This window comes from Halorubrum gandharaense, from assembly GCF_054654575.1.
Genome location: NZ_BAAIET010000001.1, coordinates 1,541,155 through 1,557,255, shown reverse-complemented (window position 1 = coordinate 1,557,255; position 16,101 = coordinate 1,541,155). Strand labels below are relative to the sequence as shown.

Annotated in this window: 14 protein-coding genes; 5 read left to right on the top strand and 9 right to left on the bottom strand. The window is 64.7% G+C overall.

The features are described 5' to 3' along the window. Nucleotides 1-250: 250 nt before the first annotated feature. The 7 genes from ACYQ07_RS07430 to ACYQ07_RS07400 all read right to left on the bottom strand — a co-directional run bounded on the left by ACYQ07_RS07430 (nucleotide 251) and on the right by ACYQ07_RS07400 (nucleotide 9,847). Entirely contained in the window at nucleotides 251-985 is a 735-nt protein-coding gene (locus tag ACYQ07_RS07430; RefSeq protein ID WP_459879337.1) for a hypothetical protein, read from the bottom strand. 613 nt (nucleotides 986-1,598) lie between these two features. Continuing rightward, nucleotides 1,599-2,018, bottom strand: coding sequence for a hypothetical protein (locus ACYQ07_RS07425; protein ID WP_459879335.1), 420 nt, complete (start codon nucleotides 2,016-2,018; stop codon nucleotides 1,599-1,601). Nucleotides 2,019-2,433: 415 nt separating this feature from the next. Next, nucleotides 2,434-4,278, bottom strand: a complete 1,845-nt coding sequence (locus ACYQ07_RS07420) for a DUF7845 domain-containing protein (protein WP_459879333.1) — start codon at nucleotides 4,276-4,278, stop codon at nucleotides 2,434-2,436. Between the two features lie 154 nt (nucleotides 4,279-4,432). Further along, the gene (locus ACYQ07_RS07415) at nucleotides 4,433-5,077 is read right to left on the bottom strand and encodes a halocyanin domain-containing protein (RefSeq protein ID WP_459879331.1); all 645 of its coding nucleotides are present in this window, start codon (nucleotides 5,075-5,077) and stop codon (nucleotides 4,433-4,435) included. 202 nt (nucleotides 5,078-5,279) lie between these two features. After that, nucleotides 5,280-6,377, bottom strand: a complete 1,098-nt coding sequence (mfnA, locus tag ACYQ07_RS07410; protein WP_459879329.1) for a tyrosine decarboxylase MfnA — start codon at nucleotides 6,375-6,377, stop codon at nucleotides 5,280-5,282. 95 nt (nucleotides 6,378-6,472) lie between these two features. Continuing rightward, nucleotides 6,473-8,764 carry a phosphoenolpyruvate synthase gene (gene ppsA, locus ACYQ07_RS07405; protein WP_459879327.1) on the bottom strand — a complete coding sequence of 764 codons (2,292 nt, stop codon included), beginning with the start codon at nucleotides 8,762-8,764 and terminating at the stop codon, nucleotides 6,473-6,475. A 549-nt stretch (nucleotides 8,765-9,313) separates the two neighbouring features. Continuing rightward, complete coding sequence (locus ACYQ07_RS07400) at nucleotides 9,314-9,847, bottom strand: inorganic diphosphatase (RefSeq protein WP_459879325.1); 534 nt, start codon at nucleotides 9,845-9,847, stop codon at nucleotides 9,314-9,316. A 389-nt stretch (nucleotides 9,848-10,236) separates the two neighbouring features. Here ACYQ07_RS07400 and ACYQ07_RS07395 point away from each other — a divergent pair, with 389 nt between their 5' ends. Beyond that, nucleotides 10,237-10,596, top strand: coding sequence for a PadR family transcriptional regulator (locus ACYQ07_RS07395; RefSeq protein ID WP_459879323.1), 360 nt, complete (start codon nucleotides 10,237-10,239; stop codon nucleotides 10,594-10,596). 126 nt (nucleotides 10,597-10,722) lie between these two features. Here the strand turns inward: ACYQ07_RS07395 and ACYQ07_RS07390 are convergent, their stop codons facing one another. Then, nucleotides 10,723-11,457 carry a DUF7108 family protein gene (locus ACYQ07_RS07390; protein ID WP_459879321.1) on the bottom strand — a complete coding sequence of 245 codons (735 nt, stop codon included), beginning with the start codon at nucleotides 11,455-11,457 and terminating at the stop codon, nucleotides 10,723-10,725. After that, nucleotides 11,444-12,040: a ribonuclease HI gene (rnhA, locus tag ACYQ07_RS07385; RefSeq protein ID WP_459879319.1), complete on the bottom strand. Its 597-nt coding sequence runs from the start codon at nucleotides 12,038-12,040 to the stop codon at nucleotides 11,444-11,446. Before rnhA ends, ACYQ07_RS07390 begins: the two co-directional genes overlap by 14 nt. 106 nt (nucleotides 12,041-12,146) lie before the next feature. Here rnhA and ACYQ07_RS07380 point away from each other — a divergent pair, with 106 nt between their 5' ends. From ACYQ07_RS07380 to ACYQ07_RS07365, 4 genes are all read left to right on the top strand, one after another. Continuing rightward, nucleotides 12,147-13,151, top strand: coding sequence for a transcription initiation factor IIB (locus ACYQ07_RS07380; protein ID WP_459879317.1), 1,005 nt, complete (start codon nucleotides 12,147-12,149; stop codon nucleotides 13,149-13,151). A gap of 104 nt (nucleotides 13,152-13,255) precedes the next feature. Beyond that, on the top strand, nucleotides 13,256-14,542 hold the full coding sequence (gene nreA / locus ACYQ07_RS07375; protein ID WP_459879315.1) for a DNA repair protein NreA: 1,287 nt from the start codon (nucleotides 13,256-13,258) through the stop codon (nucleotides 14,540-14,542). Nucleotides 14,543-14,598: 56 nt separating this feature from the next. Beyond that, nucleotides 14,599-14,838, top strand: a complete 240-nt coding sequence (locus ACYQ07_RS07370) for a preprotein translocase subunit TatA (RefSeq protein WP_459879313.1) — start codon at nucleotides 14,599-14,601, stop codon at nucleotides 14,836-14,838. Between the two features lie 43 nt (nucleotides 14,839-14,881). After that, entirely contained in the window at nucleotides 14,882-16,015 is a 1,134-nt protein-coding gene (locus ACYQ07_RS07365; RefSeq protein ID WP_459879311.1) for an aldo/keto reductase, read from the top strand. Nucleotides 16,016-16,101 lie beyond the last annotated feature (86 nt).

Genomic DNA, 16,101 nt, shown 5'->3' with positions numbered 1-16,101 from the left:
TGCGCTTACCGTAACAGTGCGAGCACGGCTCTAATCTGAGCGGGAGGAGGCGCGGATCGGTCACGACGCGCCACTCACTGTGCCTGCCCACGGAGAGGCACCCACATTCGGGTTCGAGCTCGCCGTCGGCGTCTCGCGAAACGACGTGGAAGCAAGCACAATTCTGCCCTCCGACTAGGACTGGCTCCGACGGAGACGGGATTTTCGTCTCGTCACTCGGAGTTTCGACACTCATTTTCTCAGTTCCAAATCAGCGGCTAGAGACATCTTTCGCGCTCGATACCTGGGGGTCACTCAGCGTGACCGTCGGATGCACGGACCAGCGGCCACCGGTTTCGTCGGGCGCGTCGAGTGCGTCGGTCGAAGACGCGATCTCAGTGAGCGCCGGCCGGATGGAGTCGATCCACCACCGCTCGGCGCTGCGATATCCCGCAGGGTGGTCAGGGAAAACGCGCTCACGGAGTGCCTCGGCGTCCGCGGTGCCACTGGCGACGAGCACGGATAACGTCGCCTCCAGCGCATCACGTTGCGCTTCGAGACGTTCACCACCACCGGGGAGCACGTCGTTGAGGTCGACACTCTCACCCGTTAGCGTCTCCGCAAGCGGCTCAGACGGCACGCTCGGTGTACCCCCTGATTGGCCGCCCGTGGCGGGCGCCTCCTCGTCTACGGGAACCTCGGGCGTCTCTCGCGGTGCCTCGTCGTCCTCCACGTCGTCGCCCTCGGCGTCGGGCTCACTGACGGAGGTCTCCACACCGTCGCTTTCGGCGCCGGGGCCGTCCACCTCGTCGAGACGCTCCTCGACCGCGTCGATGCGCTCGCGCAGCTCGCCGAGCGCGTCCTCGACGGCGGGGTTGAGCGTGTCGGGGTCGCGGTCTCGGAGGATCTGGCGGAGGTAGACGCTCAGTGGCATACCGCAATCTTCGGCTTCCTGGCGCAACTCCTCCGCGAAATCCTCTTCAAGGCGAAGCGAAAGCGGTTGCATACTACAGGCGTTTACGGAGAACGCCTAAAGAAGTAGTAGGTGGCAACTACACTCCGATTTGCAGGTGCGTACCCTCCGATTCTTCACAAAACGTTTCGACAGTGCAAATCAAGTTATGCCGACGCCCTCTTGCTCATTTCCAGATTGATTCGCTTTTTGGAGGGTACTGACGGTGACGGACGTACATGCCTAATGTGGGGCAATAGTATAGAGGGAAGAATTCGACCGGACACTAAGATATTCGTTTTGCTGTTGGCTGGGGGTGATACCATATCACCAGTTTATCGAGCCGCTAGGACCCAAGAAGCCGCTAGCGCCAGCGGTAGCGTTTCTGATACCGCTAGAGGTAGCGATTCCGATAGCGCAGGCGATAGCGTAGGCGATAGCGTTCTTGATATCGGAGATGATAGCGAATCCGATAGCGTCAACGATAGCGTTCTAGTGGAGATACTCGCTTTCACTTTCAGTCGGCGGTTCCGCATTCGGCGGATTACTCGGGAAACTCGGTCACTCGCCGGGGTCAGCAGGTGAGGGATGTATGTCATAAAGATGGGCGCACCGAGTTGATGGAGATCTTCGAGGTGGACACTCTTTTGAGCAATAACGACCGGGATTACTCGATTTCCCAATCATCCACCACCTCTCGGATTCGAGTAAGATACCGCGACACGGTGTGCTCACTCACTCCTAACGCCTCTGCTGGTTCCTGACGATTACCCACGTGTCCGTATCCACCCTGTAAGAACAACCAGGCCGCGATAGCGGGCTTCCCCTCTGCGGCGACACTGACGGGGACAAAGCGGTTCATGCTCTTGTTAGGCCGCTCGAACCCGTCGGTGAGGAGGTAAAGGCCAAAATGGAGCTTCGCGTTCCGATAGAGATCGTACTCTCTCCGTTTGTCGATGGTGCCGCGGTCGGGATCTTCGTATCGCTCTAGGACGACTCCCGATCCATCGTCACATTTCACAAGTCGACTGCCGTCCGGTGCGCTTGCTTCGAGTGTCTCGTTTTCGGCTAGGGCTTCCCACGTCATACCTGAACTAAATGTCTAACAACTACTTAGACTTTTTGTCTGACTTTGAATCTGTAATCCGGTGTTTCAGGGCTTCTAACAGAGGTTTTCAAATACATTAGACAATGTGTCTAACCATCTACAACCCAGATTTTGGCGCGCTGGCCTCCAAGGGGGCCAAATTTTCGCGATCCGCCACCCTGGAGCGCGGTGCGGTTGCCGTGTTGAGCTGAATGTATTTCCCCCGGAGGGGGGTAGCCTTAGCTACACTCTAAGCGGGCCTGTGTCACCCTCTGGGATCGGCATGAGAATCAAGGGGGACCCTCGAAGAATCATTAACGCGAGGTAGGTGTTAAAAAATCACCAGCGGAGTAATAACGATAAAAATATAGTGAAAAGAAGGAGTCAGAGTAGTGTTGCCACTAATCTGTCGGTATCAGGGTCGGAGCACGGCCCCACGATTATTGATGGGTTTTTGATGAGACTTCCGACCCTGCTCAGGATCTACCCACGAGAATTCGGCACTAATGAATCGCTGATAGGCCATCTTCCCAGTGCTTTCAGCGGCGTCGACACCAGCACGCAGCAGTTTGAAGACTTCGAGACGGGTAAGCGGACGACCGCCAAGATCGACTACCATGCCGTCGGGGCTCTGCGTAACCGACACACCGTGCCGACGAGCCCATCGGGCGAGTGCTGAGTCCTGGTCAAGGAGGGTACTTTCGTCGGATGCCAGTTGCCGGACACCGCCGATCACCCACTCTGCAGTCTCCTCGAACACGGACAAGAGGTCCTGAAACTTGTCTCGAATCACAGAATCCTCAAAAGACATCTTTGCGTTCGAGATAGAGACAATGTCGCTGAACCTCTGAGCAGTACGGTAAACCGTCGATCGCGAGGTGTCGGACATCTCAGCGACCTCTTCAACGTCAGCTCGCTCGCCACCATCAGTTAATGCCGCAATGACGGAACGCTCACCCTCGGTTGCGTCACCCCGTGCAAAATGGGCGACCGTTTGCTTCTCTTCCGCTTCTCTGAGGCTATCCATTCGATTTTCAACTATATCTAGGTCTCGTTCCGACTCGGTGGCATCGAAGTAGTGGTCTTCAACGTACACCCGCGGATCCGCACGGGTTGAGAGACCAGCCCAATCAATGACGTTGATTAGTGATTCGTCGAGCTCTCGATGGAGATCGTCGACATCGTACTCATCGGTATCCTCCCAAGGCACTGAAGAACGGTCAGAATATTCTTTCGACCACTGTACTTCGAGTTTCGGATCCGATAGCGGATCCTCATCTGTCGATTCTGATCTCGCGTACTTCGGGTGGTAATTCTTCACCGTTTTCCCGACTTCGACATCCTTCCTCATCAGCTTCTGCCAGGTCACTTCACTCATTGTGAGCGCAGTACGGTGACCGATTACCTCCTCGTTGTCCCACTTACACTCTCCTCTACCGCGATTGTTCTGTGCGAACTGTGTAAGCTCGTCGAGGATACCTCCGCGAGTGACGACGTGGTGCTCGGCCTTGCTGCGGGCGATGCGGACGTACATCTCCAACTGGTACACACAACTGTAGTCGTGAACACGACTAGAACTGAAGTAGTCGGGATGAATATCGAGCTCCTCTGCAACCCGTCTAATTAACGGGACGACCTCTTCGGGATCGAGATTACTCGAACTTACTTGAACGCGGAGTCCGTAAGGCAAATCCTCTGGCATACTATCAATCCGATCTCCGCCCTCAGTACGCGCGTCAGGGACAGAAGGTCGGAGTTGAAGCGTCGCCTTCCGTTCGCCGAGACCGTCTTGTGCTCGGACACTAATTTGGTACTCGTTGAAGGTGTCGTATGGGCGGCCGGGTGCAGCGATTCCACCGGACCAGTATCGTGTTTTTTCTGGGTCAATCTCCCAGAGCTCGTCGTCGAATACGAACTCCCCGACATCCTCCGCTATCGATGGCTCGTACTGAGAGACGACCGCATCGTACGGTGAGAGAGAGCCGGGATGGTCATCGGAGGTGTCGTCAGTATCTGCAAAAAGCAAGTGAGCGCCGAACGCGTGAACCCGAGGCTCGATGCAAGGTATCTCCCCTTCGCTATCGTAGGTGTCATAATCGACTGGATGGGGATTCTTGGATTGGCTACTCGAAGATGTACGATTGGTAAGCTCCCGGAACTCTGCTGCGTTCTCAGAGTCGACCTCTCCAGCAACCGAATCCTCTTTGCCGGAGGTGACGGGCTTCGCACCGTCGAGCTCCTCGAACGGATCGTCCGTCACGCACTGACCACCCCCGAGGCCGAAGCACCTGTAGGAGAGATCGGCCCGCGGCGCCGAGGAACGTCGTTGCGGTCGCCGTCGACGACTACACTGCGATACCCACCGGTTCGGGAATCGAGAACGAAAGAAAGAGCGGCTGTATTAGCGCCTGACGCTATACTTCGTCGGAGGTAATTGTACCTCCATATTTCATGAAGACGAACGCGAGCCCGAGCGTGCTCACCATCGCGATGAACGTCGCGATGCCGAGCGCGCGGGCGCCCTGCGGCACGAAGACGACGCCGGCCGCCTCCGAACCGGGTTCGACGGTGGGCACCTCGTCGCCGACGGCGATACCGCCGAACATGTCCACCTGCTCGTGGGGTGCACACACGTACGTCGTGATCCCCTCGTGCTCCTCGGTGAACTCGAACTCGTAGGTGAATCCCTCCTCGTCCGTCGTGTCGCTCTGGAGGTCCTCGGCCGGCCCGTCGACGTGCTCGACGTTGTGGCTGCCGCCGTCGCCCGTCCACTCGAACGTGACCGTGGTTCCGGGGTCGATCCAGATTTTGGTGGCGTCGAACGCCAGTCCGTCGTCGTCGGCACCGACCATGACGGTCACTTCGTCCTGTCCGCGGGCGTCCTCGTAGGTGCCGAGATTGGCGCCGTCGACCTGCCCCGGCCACTCGGGCTCCTCGTCGCCGCCGTTCTCGTCTTCGTCCGCCGCTACGCTCCCCGACGCACCAGCGGCGGCGCCGACGGCCGTCGCCGCGCCGGCGCCGCGCATGAACGTCCGCCGAGAGACGTCGTCCGTGCTCATACAGGCCGATTGGTGACGCCCTGTAGTGAATATGTTGGTTCGCTCCCCGCGACCGGGAACATTTTTTGTACGATAACGGAGCCACCCCCGCCATGACCTGACCATTGCCCCGGCGTGGCCGAGACGGTTGCGCGGTGCGCTGCCCGGGAACCACGTGTGACGCCCGCAGTTGCCGCCTGTCAGCCCAATCCGCTAGCGACTGCTATGTGTGGATCCGGTCGAGGTCGTCGACCAACGCTCGGAGCATCTCCCTCGTGACGTGGGGCATGCAGACGATGCGGAGCTCGCCGGCGCCGGTTCGGGAGATCCGCCAGCCAGCCTTTCGGAGGGCATCGAACTCCTCGTTGGGCATCGCCGCTGCCACCAGCGGCAGCTCCGGCTCGACCACGTCGTATCCGCGGGCAGAGAGCTCCGCGGCCAGCCACTCCGCGTTTTCCCCCGCTCGCTCGGCGGCCTCCCGATAGCCGTCCGGCCACAACTCCTTCATCGCCGCCACCGTTCCGGCGACGCCGGCTCCGCTTCGGGTACCCGTCAGCGTCGCCTGCGAGCGCGTCTCCAGATACGGCGTTTCCACCGCGAGCGCGTCGAGCGTCGCCGACTCGCGCGCCAGCAGCCCGCCGGCCGGCACGGGTGCCTGCCCGAACTTGTGCGGATCGACCGTGAGCGTGTCGACGGGCGCGTCCGCGAACGACCAGTCGTGGTCGGTGAACGGGAGCAGAAACCCGCCCCACGCCGCGTCGACGTGGAGCAGGGCGTTCACGGATGAGGCGATCCGTCCCAACTCGGGGATCGGGTCGACCCGCCCGTACTCTGTGGTGCCCGCGACGCCGACCACGAGTGCCGTCGCGTCGTCGACGGCAGCCCACATTGCCTCGATGTCCGCCCGATGATCCTCGTCGAGCGGCACGGTTCGAAGCGCCACGCCGAGCACGTCGGCCGCCTTGTGAAACGAGAAGTGGGCGCTCTCGGGGGCGACGACGTTCACGCCCGGTCCGCCGTTTCGGTGAGCGGCAGCATGTCGGTCACGGGCAGCACGCACTGCCTGGAGGTTGGCCTCCGTCCCCCCGGAGGTCACGTAGCCGGCCGCGTCCGCGGGACTCGGATGGTCCACGAGCGATGCGAGCAGCTCGACGGCACGGTCCTCCAGCTCCGCGACGGTTCGGTACGTCCCCGGATCACCGGGGTTCGTCGCGAGAAAGCGCTCGGCGGCCGCACGGGCAGCAGGATGCGGCTCGGTGCACATCGAGGAGAGGACGCGGTCGAACGACTGCGGGTCGGCCGCCGGGGTCGGGCCCTGCATCGAACGGAGGTCCCTTACGGAGGTACTTGCCGGTTATGTTCCGGCGTCCGTGGGTCCACCGGTCCGCTCGTCCGCAAGTTTGCGGGCCCGCCGCCTCAGCGAACGGAGTCGAGCAGCAGCCGCTGTTCACACCGTTTCACTTCGTGTTGCACGTCGCGCACGGCGTCGATGTTCGCGGAGATGGAGGAGACGCCCTCCTCGACCAGGAAGTCCACCATCTCCGTCTTCGAGCCGGCCTGCCCGCAGATGCTCGTGTCGACACCGAGCTCCCGGCAGGTCTCGATGGTGTCCGCGATCAGCCGGAGCACGGCGGGGTGGAGCTCGTCGAACCGGTCGGCAACGTGCTCGTTGTTGCGGTCGACGGCGAGCGTGTACTGGGTGAGGTCGTTGGTGCCGAAGGAGGCGAAGTCGATACCGGCGCCGGCGAGCTCCTCGATCTGGAGCGCGCTCGCCGGCGTTTCGACCATGATCCCCCACGTCCGCTTTTCGGTGTCGATGCCGGCCTCCTGCATGTGACGTTTTGCCGCCTCCACGTCGGCGGCGTCGTTGACGAGCGGGAGCATCAGCTCGATGTTGTCGTAGCCCATGTCGAAGAGCCGCTCGAAGGCGGCCAACTCCTGTTGGAACACGTCGGGCTTGTCGAGGCTCCGACGGATCCCCCGCCAGCCGAGCATCGGGTTGTGTTCGTCGGGTTCACCCTCGCCACCTTCGAGTTTGCGGAACTCGTCGGTGGGCGCGTCCATGGTGCGCACCCGGACCGGTCGCGGGTAGAACTCGTCGGCCACGCCGCGGATCCCGTTGACCAGCTCGTTCTGGTAGGCGCGTGCGCCGTGGTCCGCGATGTACTTCTCGGGCGTCTTGCCCAGCGTGAGCACCATGTGCTCGATCCGGAGGAGCCCGACGCCGTCGGCGCCGGTCGCCGCCGCGCGCTCGGCGGCCTCCGGGATGGAGACGTTCACCTTCACCTCCGTCGCCGTCATCGGCTTGACGGGCGTCTGCGGGCGGGCGTCCTCCACCGGCTCGAACTCCTCGGCGGATTCGGCGTGTTCGGTGGCGCCGGCGCGGACGGTTCCCTTGTCACCGTCGATGGTGATCTCCTGTCCATCGGAGAGGTCGCGGGTTCCTGTCCCGGTGCCGACGACCGCGGGGACGCCGAGCTCGCGCGAGACGATGGCCGCGTGGCTCGTCATCCCGCCTTCGTCGGTGACGATGCCGGCGGCACGTTTCATCGCCGGCACCATGTCGGGCATCGTCATCTCGGTGACGAGGATGTCGCCCTCCTGCACCTGGTCGAGATGGTCGAGCTTGGTGACGATCCGGACGTTGCCGGAGACGACGCCGGGGCTCGCGCCGAGTCCGTGGACGAGTACGTCCGCCTCGTCGTCCTCTCCGCCACTCGGCTCGCTGCCGGCCCCTGCGGCGTCCTCCTCGTCGCCCTCTTGGATCGTCGTGATCGGGCGCGACTGGAGCATGTACACGTCGCCGTCGTAGATGGCCCACTCGACGTCCTGTGGGGTGTCGTAGTGGTCCTCGACGCGCTCGCCGAGCGTGACCAGCTCCTCGATCTCCGCGTCCGAGAGGACGCGCTCGCGGCGACGCTCCTCCTCGACGTCGATCTTCGTCGTCTCGCCCGTCTCGGGGTCCTTGACCATCTGGACCTTCTTGTCGGCGACGGTGACGTCGTCGACCGCGCGGCTCTCCCGGTCGTAGACGTAGTTGTCCGGCGAGACGGTGCCGGAAACCACTGCTTCGCCGAGCCCCCACGCGGCCTCGATGATGACGCGTGGGTCGCCCGAGGAGGGGTGGCTCGTGAACATCACGCCGGATTTGTCGGCGTCAACCATCCGCTGGACGACGACCGCGATGTCCACGTCGGCGTGCGGGAACCCCTTGCGCTGGCGATAGTAGATCGCCCGTTGGGTGAACAGCGAGGCCCAACACTCCTTGACGCGTTCGAGCAGTTTCTCCTCGCGGACGTTGAGGAACGTCTCCTGCTGGCCGGCGAAGGAGGCGTCGGGGAGGTCCTCGGCGGTCGCCGACGAGCGCACGGCGACGAACGCCTCCTCGCCGTCCTCGCCCATCGTGCGGTACGCTTCGAGCACCTCCTCGCGGACGGACTCCGGGAACTCCGTGCCGAGGATCAGCTCCTCGGCGCGCGCTTCCGCCTCGCGGAGCGCGGCGGAGTCCTCGGGGTCGACGTCGACCGCCGCGAACAGCTCCTCGTCGATCCCGGCCTCCTCGATGAACGTGCGGTACGTTCCGGCCGTGACGACGAATCCGGGCGGCACGGGGAGTCCCGCGCCGATGAGTTCACCCAGCGAGGCGGCCTTACCACCGACGGTTCCGACATCGTCGGCGTCGACTTCGTCCAGCCAGAGTACTGCCATTCGTATGTCTGTGAATCCGCGAGACGACGTATGAAGCTTCCGACCCGTGCAACGCCGTAGCAACGCTCACTCGGCTTCGAGTGGTACTTTTGATGAGTCTCAAAAAGGGCGATGAACGGGCGACAAAAGGGCGATGAACGGGCGACAAACGGGCCACGAGCGGTCGACGACGAGCACGAGCGCGCCGGCGTCCTCACTCGGCGTCGCGGCCCTCGTCAGCGTCCGTATCGGGGTCGAAGTTGGTCGGCACGACGGTTGGGTGGTCGATCCCGACGGGTGGAGTGCGTGCTGCCATCGTGTTCGAAACGACGGGACGAGCACCCTAAAAATTACCCATGGGCATAACGCATCGCCCGGCGGGCGAGCCATACGCGCTGGTTATCAGCATGCGCGCTACGCGTCAACAGTGTCGATCGGATGCACGGCGGGCATGAACACGACGCGTCCGCCGGGGGCGTCGGGCGCTGGAGGCGGATCTGCGCGATTTGACGCGCGCTTGGCGTGCTCCCGGCGAGCGCCCGGCGAGTGCTTGACGGACACCCGATGCGACTACTCGAAGTGTTCGGCGTAGAGGTCCTGTGCGTGCTCGATCGCGTCCTTTGCCGCGGCCTTATCCTCCCAGCCGAGCGTTTCGACCTCCTTGCCCGCTTCGAGGTTCTTGTAGGTCGCGAAGAACTCGTCAATCTCGTCGAGAATCTGCTGGGGGATGTCCCCGAGATCCTCGATGTGGTCGAACCGGGGGTCCTCGGTCGGCACCGCGATCACCTTGTCGTCCTGCTCGCCGTCGTCGTCCATTCGCATGAGCGCGACGGGGCGCGCCTCGATCACGCAGCCGGGGAACGTCTGGTCCTCGACGAGCACCATCACGTCGAAGGGGTCCTCGTCGTCGTAGTACGACTGCGGGATGAAGCCGTAGTCGTACGGGTAGTGGACGTTCGAGTGGAGCACGCGGTCGAGCACGACGCCGGGGATGTCCTTGTCGTACTCGTACTTGTTGCGCTCGCCTTTCAGGCACTCAACGACTGCGTAGATCTCGTCGGGGGCGTCAGGCCCCGTTTCGAGGTCCTCCCAGAGGTTCGTCATGTGAGCGTTCGTCCGACCAACTCGGGCAAAATCCTTTCGGGTCGTCGTCCGTGTGGACCGCCCGCGGTGCCGTTATCGGCCGCCGGACGTGCCTGACGCGTGCGGATGCATGGCGCTACGCCGTACTGTCGGTAGCGCGTGCGGCGTGCGTGACGCCGGCGGTCGGCATGCGATACCACGACTGACCGGCCGAGTAAGACAACGGATGATCGATTATCGGCCGTTCTTTACTCACGGTTGATCCGCGAATCTCAGCCGGGATACTACCCGGGAATCGGCGTCTCATCAGGGGATTATAACCCGCTTCCGGTTTGGGATCGGTAGATTCGAATCCCAAAACGCGGTAATCGTTGAGAACAGTTATATGTCCGGGTGACATGTTCTCCACCATGTCAGAGGCACGATCGGTTAGTGACGGTGCGGGCGTGGCGTGCGACCTCACCGCGTTCCAGCAGAACATTCTCAGCATCCTTTCGGAGGAGCCGATGTACGGACTCGCGGTCAAACGCGAGCTTGAGGACTACTACGGCTCCGATGTGAACCACGGGCGTCTCTACCCCAACCTCGACGATCTCGTCGAGATGGGGCTCGTCGAGAAGAGCGAGCTCGACAAGCGCACGAACCAGTACGCGCTCACCGAGGCCGGGCGCGCCACCGTGCTCGACCAGCTGGAGTGGGTGCTGGAGCGCTACGTCACCGATGAGGCGCGCGCCGACGACGTTCGCTCGATCGTCGACGACCAACTGTAAGCGCGGCCCCGTTTCTCCGTTTTCTCACTCCCCGGCAGCAGCGCAGTTGTCGATCTGCAAAAAGTCGCCGGCGACCACCCGCGAGACGCCGGTCATCCCCTGAGATGCCGCCGTTCACGCCCGCGCTTATGCCGGGTCAGTCACGTCCGCCGCAACCTGTCGAACCAGCTCCAGCGAGCGCTCGAGTTCCGCCTGCTGTTCGTCGGTGGGCCAGGCGTTCCGGGGGAAGTACTCCTCGCGGAACTCCGCCCGCATGTCGGGGGTGGCGTCGTCCACCTCGCGGACGTAGTGGTTGCTCATGAACTCGGCAAAGCGCCGGGCGTTGTCGCCGTGGACCTCGCCGTGCGCCTCGGCGACGGCGTCGGCGACGGCCTCGTTGTAGTCGGCCACGGCACGGTAGCGGTCGGTGTCGCCCGCGCCCGACAGCGACACCTCGACGGCGCGGTCGGTGTTCTCGATGCGGTCGAAGCGGACGGTGTCGTCGTCCACCCACTCCGCGGGATAGAGCACGAGCGTGTCGTCCTCGTCCCGGATCCGGGGTTCGTAGCCGTGCCCGTTCACGAGCTCGTCGCGACGCTCACGGTAGAGCTCGGCGGCCGCTTCGGTTTCGGCCCCGTCAGCAGCCTCCGCCTCCCGGGCGAGCCGGGTGAGTCGCTCCGCCTCGTCGACCACGTCGACGGGGACGTCGGGCGCTCGCTCGGGTTCGTCGTCCGTTCCGTTCTCGTCGCCCTCTCCGTCAGCATCGTCGGCGTCGGTTGCGGCAGCGAGCTCCCGTGCACGCTCCTTCGCCCACTCGGGTGGCTCCTCGCGCTCGCCTCCGTCGTCGGTGCGGCGTCCGTCGGACTCGTCAGTTTCGGTCATCGAGTGCCTCGTTCGCCAGTTCGTCGGCGCGCTCGTTTATCTCCCGCGGAACGTGTGCGAGCGACCAGCGGTCGAAGCGCTCCAGTAGCTCGCGGACGCGAACTCGCTTTTCGCGCAGTTCGGGATCGTTGGCGTTCCACTCGCCGCGCACCTGCTTGACGATCAGCTGCGAGTCGCCGCGCACGTCGACCTCGTCGAACCCGTAGTCGTCGGCGGCCTCCAAGGCCCGAATCAGCGCCGCGTACTCCGCCTGATTGTTGGTCGCTCGCCCGATGCGCTCGCCGCCCTCGGCGACGACGCCGTCGCTGGTGACGAGACACCAGCCGACGGACGCCGGCCCCGGGTTCCCGCGGCAGGCGCCGTCGAAGTAGACGTGGGCCCGCCCGCCGCCCTCTTTTAAAACCCCGACGAGACGGGTGGGGTCGCTTCCCTGAACGACCACCTTGTCGTCGTAGGCGACGGCGACGGCGCCGTCGCGCTCGGCGCGCCACCGTTCGTGGTCGGTGTTTCCCGGCTCGATCCGGATGCCCGCAGCCTCCAGACGCTCCTTTGCGGCAGCCGGGTCACAGTCGATCGTCGGCATCCTTCGCACCTCCGCACCGACGAAGCAAAGGGCTGTCCGTCGACGCCGACGAACTCACCCCACCGCGAAGATTTAAGTCAATTGGTTTAGATAGTATATAAATGCGATGACACGGCCTACCCGTCAGCGGGACCACGACCGACAGCGCACGCGGCAGGGGGCGGAGGGGGACACTGAACAGGAGGAGACGACGGAGATAGAGGAACTGGATCCGGACGAGCTCGATCCGGAGGAACTGGACCCTGAGGACCTGACGCGGACGGCCGACGGGGAGCTGATACACGAGGAAACCGGGCTCATTATCGAGGAGGAGCAGATCGACCCCGGTCCGGAGTGGCGCGCGTTCAACCACTCCGAGCGGCAGTCGAAGTCGCGCGTCGGCGCCCCGACAACGAAGACGATGCACGACAAGGGGCTGACGACGACGATCGACTGGAAGGACAAGGACGCCTACGGGCGCTCCATCTCCTCGAAGAAGCGGTCACAGATGCACCGGCTGCGCAAGTGGCAAGAGCGGATCCGGACGAAGGACGCCGGCGAGCGCAACCTCCAGTTCGCGCTCTCCGAGATCGACCGGATGGCGTCCGCGCTCGGCGTCCCCCGCTCCGTGCGCGAGGTCGCCTCCGTCATCTACCGCCGCGCGCTGAAGGAGGACCTCATCCGCGGCCGCTCCATCGAGGGCGTCTCGACGGCCGCGCTGTACGCGGCCTGTCGCAAGGAGGGGATCCCCCGGTCGCTTGAGGAGATCTCCGACGTGTCCCGGGTCGACCGTAAGGAGATCGGCCGGACGTACCGCTACATCTCCCAGGAGCTCGGCCTGGAGATGCGCCCGGTCGACCCCAAGAAGTACGTCCCCCGGTTCTCCTCGGAGCTGGAGCTCTCCGAGGAGGTGCAAGCGAAGGCCAACGAGATCATCGAGACGACGGCCGAGAAAGGGCTGCTATCCGGAAAATCCCCGACGGGCTACGCGGCCGCCGCCATCTACGCCGCCTCGCTGCTCTGTAACGAGAAGAAGACCCAGCGCGAGGTCGCGGATGTCGCGCAGGTGACTGAGGTCACCATCCGCAACCGCTACCAAGAGCAGATCGAGGCGATGGGGATCCACAGCTAGTTCTCGACACCGTTCTTTTCGCGTATCGGCCGACGGGGTCGACACCGTCCGTCACCTCCTCCCACCGAGCAACCTTCAAGCGTCCGCGGCGTCTTTTCCCGGTAATGCGGCTCGACGAGTTCGTGGCGTTCGAGCGGAACGAGCGCGCCGAGCGACGGCGCCTCGTCGAGGAGAAGGACTACGCTATCCTCGACCATCTCGACACGTTCCAGGACCGGTTCGACGACGCCCTCTCGGGCGACTCGCTGGTCGGTTCCGTCTCCCCCTCCATCTTCGTCGGACGGAGCGACTACCCCAACGTCTCGACCGGCATCCTCTCGCCGGTGGGTCGGGAGAGCGACGCCGAGCGCTTCCGCACCTCCGGCGCGTGGTACGACGAGGGCGTCTCCATTGGCGACGTGTTCGAGCGCCGGACGGGACTGCTCAACTCCAACCGCGGCGTCAGCGTCGACGACGTGGGCGCCGGCGACGGGACGAGCGTCCACGACGCGTGGGACGGCTGGCTCGGCACCCAGCGCGAGGTCGCGATCGCCGACCGTCCCGTCGACGTGGAGATCGGCCTCGACTCGGCGCTCGACCTCGACGTGGATGTGGACGACGTGGGCGCGCCCGTGGGACCGCGTGCGCACGCCAGAAGCGCCGAGCTCGGCGAGAACCCTCACGTCCCGCGCCCGGTGAAGAAGACGCTGGAGGACGACGACTGGCAGGCGCAGGGGGCGATGAACTACCTCTACCGCCGCGGCTTCGACGTGTACGAGATCAACACGATCCTCTCGGCCGGCGCGCTCGGGCAGGGTGAGAACCGCCGGCTCGTGCCGACGCGGTGGTCGATCACCGCCGTCGACGACACGGTCGGCCAGTTCGTCCGTGGGTCGATCCGCGACAACCCGACCGTCGACCGGATCGAGGTCCACCGCAACGAGTACATGGGCAACGCCTACTGGGTTGTTCTCGTTCCCGGCCGGTGGGAGTACGAGCTCGTCGAGATGAAGGCGCCGGGCTCCGTCTGGAACCCCGACCCGCAAGCGGGCATCTACCTCGCCGCCGCCAGCGAGGGTCGCGAGGGACGGACCGGCTACGTCGAGGAGACCGCCGGCGCCTACTACGCCGCCCGGCTCGGCGTCCTCGAACACCTGAACGACCGCGGCCGGCAGGCGAAGGCGCTCGTTCTGCGACACGTCTCCGACGAGTACTGGGGCCCCGTCGGCGTCTGGCAGGTGCGCGAGGGCGTGCGCAACGCCTTCGAGGGCGAACACGGCACCGCCGAGACGTTCGGCGAGGCCGTCCGCGGCGTGACCGAACACCTCCCCGTCTCGCTTGCACGGCTCCGACGCAAGTCGACGATGGCCGCCGGGCTCCAAGCGAATCTCGGGGACTTCGTGGACACGTGAGCGCGGGGTCGCGCGCGCGTCGGGAGCTTTTTGAGGCGCCCGCGAGGGCGTAGCGTATGGTCCCTCCCGCACTCGACGCGCTCGGCGCACTGGTATCGCCTACGATCTCCGCCTCTCCGGTGCTCGCACAGGGAATCCCCGCCGGTCCCGAACTGCTGATCCTCCTCATGATCTTCGGCCTGTTCGGATTCGTCCCGCTTCTCGTTCTCGCCGCTGGCGTCTACTTCGTGTACGACACCCGCAAGCAGCTGGGCGAGCTCCGCGAGGAGGTCGAGCGGCTGAAGCAGGGAGAGTAGCGTCGCGCGGCGTTTTTAGGCGCCGCCGCCCTCACTTCCGCCAATGGCGACCCGCGAAGCCCTCTGGAACTACCGCAACGAGTTCGGCGACGCGTTCGGCCGCACCTACTTCCGCCGGTTCGGGCCGGGCGTCGTCTCCAGCATCGGGCTCGGCACCTACCTCGGCGAGCCGACGGACGCGGTCGACGACGCCTACCGCGAGGCGGTTGCCCTCGCGCTCCGCTCGGGCGTGAACGTCCTCGACACCGCCATCAACTACCGGTGTGAGCGCTCCGAGCGCGTCGTCGGCGATGCGCTCCGGGCGTCGCCCGTCGACCGCGAGGCAGTCGTGGTGGCAACGAAGGGCGGGTTCCTCCCGTTCGACGGCGAGCGCCCGGACGACCCCTCCGCGTACGTCCGCGAGCAGTTCGTCGAGTCCGGGCTGGTCGACCCCGACGAACTCGTCCGGGGCAGCCACACGCTCGACCCCGACTATCTGGAGTGGTCGCTCGACCGGTCGCTGTCGAACCTCGGGCTGGAGACGGTCGACTGCTACTACGTCCACAATCCGGAGACGCAGCTGTTGGCGCGGGACGAGAATGCGGTGTACGACCGGCTGGAGGCGGCCTTCGAGCGGCTGGAGCGCCGCCGGCTCGCGGGCGACATCGGCCGGTACGGCGTCGCGACGTGGAACGCGTTCCGCGTCGGGCCGGACGCCGACGACTACCTCTCGCTGCCCGCGGTGTTGGCGCGCGCCGAGGCGGCCGGCGAGGTGGTCGGCCCGGACGACGACCACGGGTTCGCGGCGGTCCAGCTCCCATTTAACGTCGCGATGGCGGACGCGTTCACGCGGGCGAATCAGCCGATGGCGGGCGAGGGTGCGGACGGCGGTGGGGACGGCGATGCCCCGGTCTCCACGCTGGAGTTCGCTCACGAGGCCGGCCTCTCGGTGTTCACGAGCGCGAGCATCGGGCAGGGCGAGCTCGCGAACGAGGGCGCGATTCCGTCGGGGGTCGACGGCGAGCTCTCCGGCGACACGTTCGCCCAGCGGGCGCTCAACTTCGCGCGGAGCGCGCCGGGCGTCACCTGCGCGCTCGTCGGTGCGAGCGACCTCGCACACCTCCGTGAGAACGTCGCGGCGGGCACGTTCGACCCGCTCGGCGCGAAGGCGTTCGACGCCGTCTTCGAGTCGGAGTGATACGAGAACGGAGCTATTCAACGCCGCGGACAGTTACAACTCCGATTCGCATTCTGGCAGTCCGGCTTCTTCAATGCGTGATAGCG

What these genes read in the sequence shown, in the direction of transcription:
- ACYQ07_RS07430 (WP_459879337.1), bottom strand. Translation starts at nt 985, where the DNA reads ATGCAACCGCTTTCGCTTCGCCTTGAAGAGGATTTCGCGGAGGAGTTG.
- ACYQ07_RS07425 (WP_459879335.1), bottom strand. Translation starts at nt 2,018, where the DNA reads ATGACGTGGGAAGCCCTAGCCGAAAACGAGACACTCGAAGCAAGCGCA.
- ACYQ07_RS07415 (WP_459879331.1), bottom strand. Translation starts at nt 5,077, where the DNA reads ATGAGCACGGACGACGTCTCTCGGCGGACGTTCATGCGCGGCGCCGGC.
- mfnA (WP_459879329.1), bottom strand. Translation starts at nt 6,377, where the DNA reads ATGCAGGGCCCGACCCCGGCGGCCGACCCGCAGTCGTTCGACCGCGTC.
- ppsA (WP_459879327.1), bottom strand. Translation starts at nt 8,764, where the DNA reads ATGGCAGTACTCTGGCTGGACGAAGTCGACGCCGACGATGTCGGAACC.
- ACYQ07_RS07400 (WP_459879325.1), bottom strand. Translation starts at nt 9,847, where the DNA reads ATGACGAACCTCTGGGAGGACCTCGAAACGGGGCCTGACGCCCCCGAC.
- ACYQ07_RS07395 (WP_459879323.1), top strand. Translation starts at nt 10,237, where the DNA reads ATGTCAGAGGCACGATCGGTTAGTGACGGTGCGGGCGTGGCGTGCGAC.
- ACYQ07_RS07390 (WP_459879321.1), bottom strand. Translation starts at nt 11,457, where the DNA reads ATGACCGAAACTGACGAGTCCGACGGACGCCGCACCGACGACGGAGGC.
- rnhA (WP_459879319.1), bottom strand. Translation starts at nt 12,040, where the DNA reads ATGCCGACGATCGACTGTGACCCGGCTGCCGCAAAGGAGCGTCTGGAG.
- ACYQ07_RS07380 (WP_459879317.1), top strand. Translation starts at nt 12,147, where the DNA reads ATGACACGGCCTACCCGTCAGCGGGACCACGACCGACAGCGCACGCGG.
- nreA (WP_459879315.1), top strand. Translation starts at nt 13,256, where the DNA reads ATGCGGCTCGACGAGTTCGTGGCGTTCGAGCGGAACGAGCGCGCCGAG.
- ACYQ07_RS07370 (WP_459879313.1), top strand. Translation starts at nt 14,599, where the DNA reads ATGGTCCCTCCCGCACTCGACGCGCTCGGCGCACTGGTATCGCCTACG.
- ACYQ07_RS07365 (WP_459879311.1), top strand. Translation starts at nt 14,882, where the DNA reads ATGGCGACCCGCGAAGCCCTCTGGAACTACCGCAACGAGTTCGGCGAC.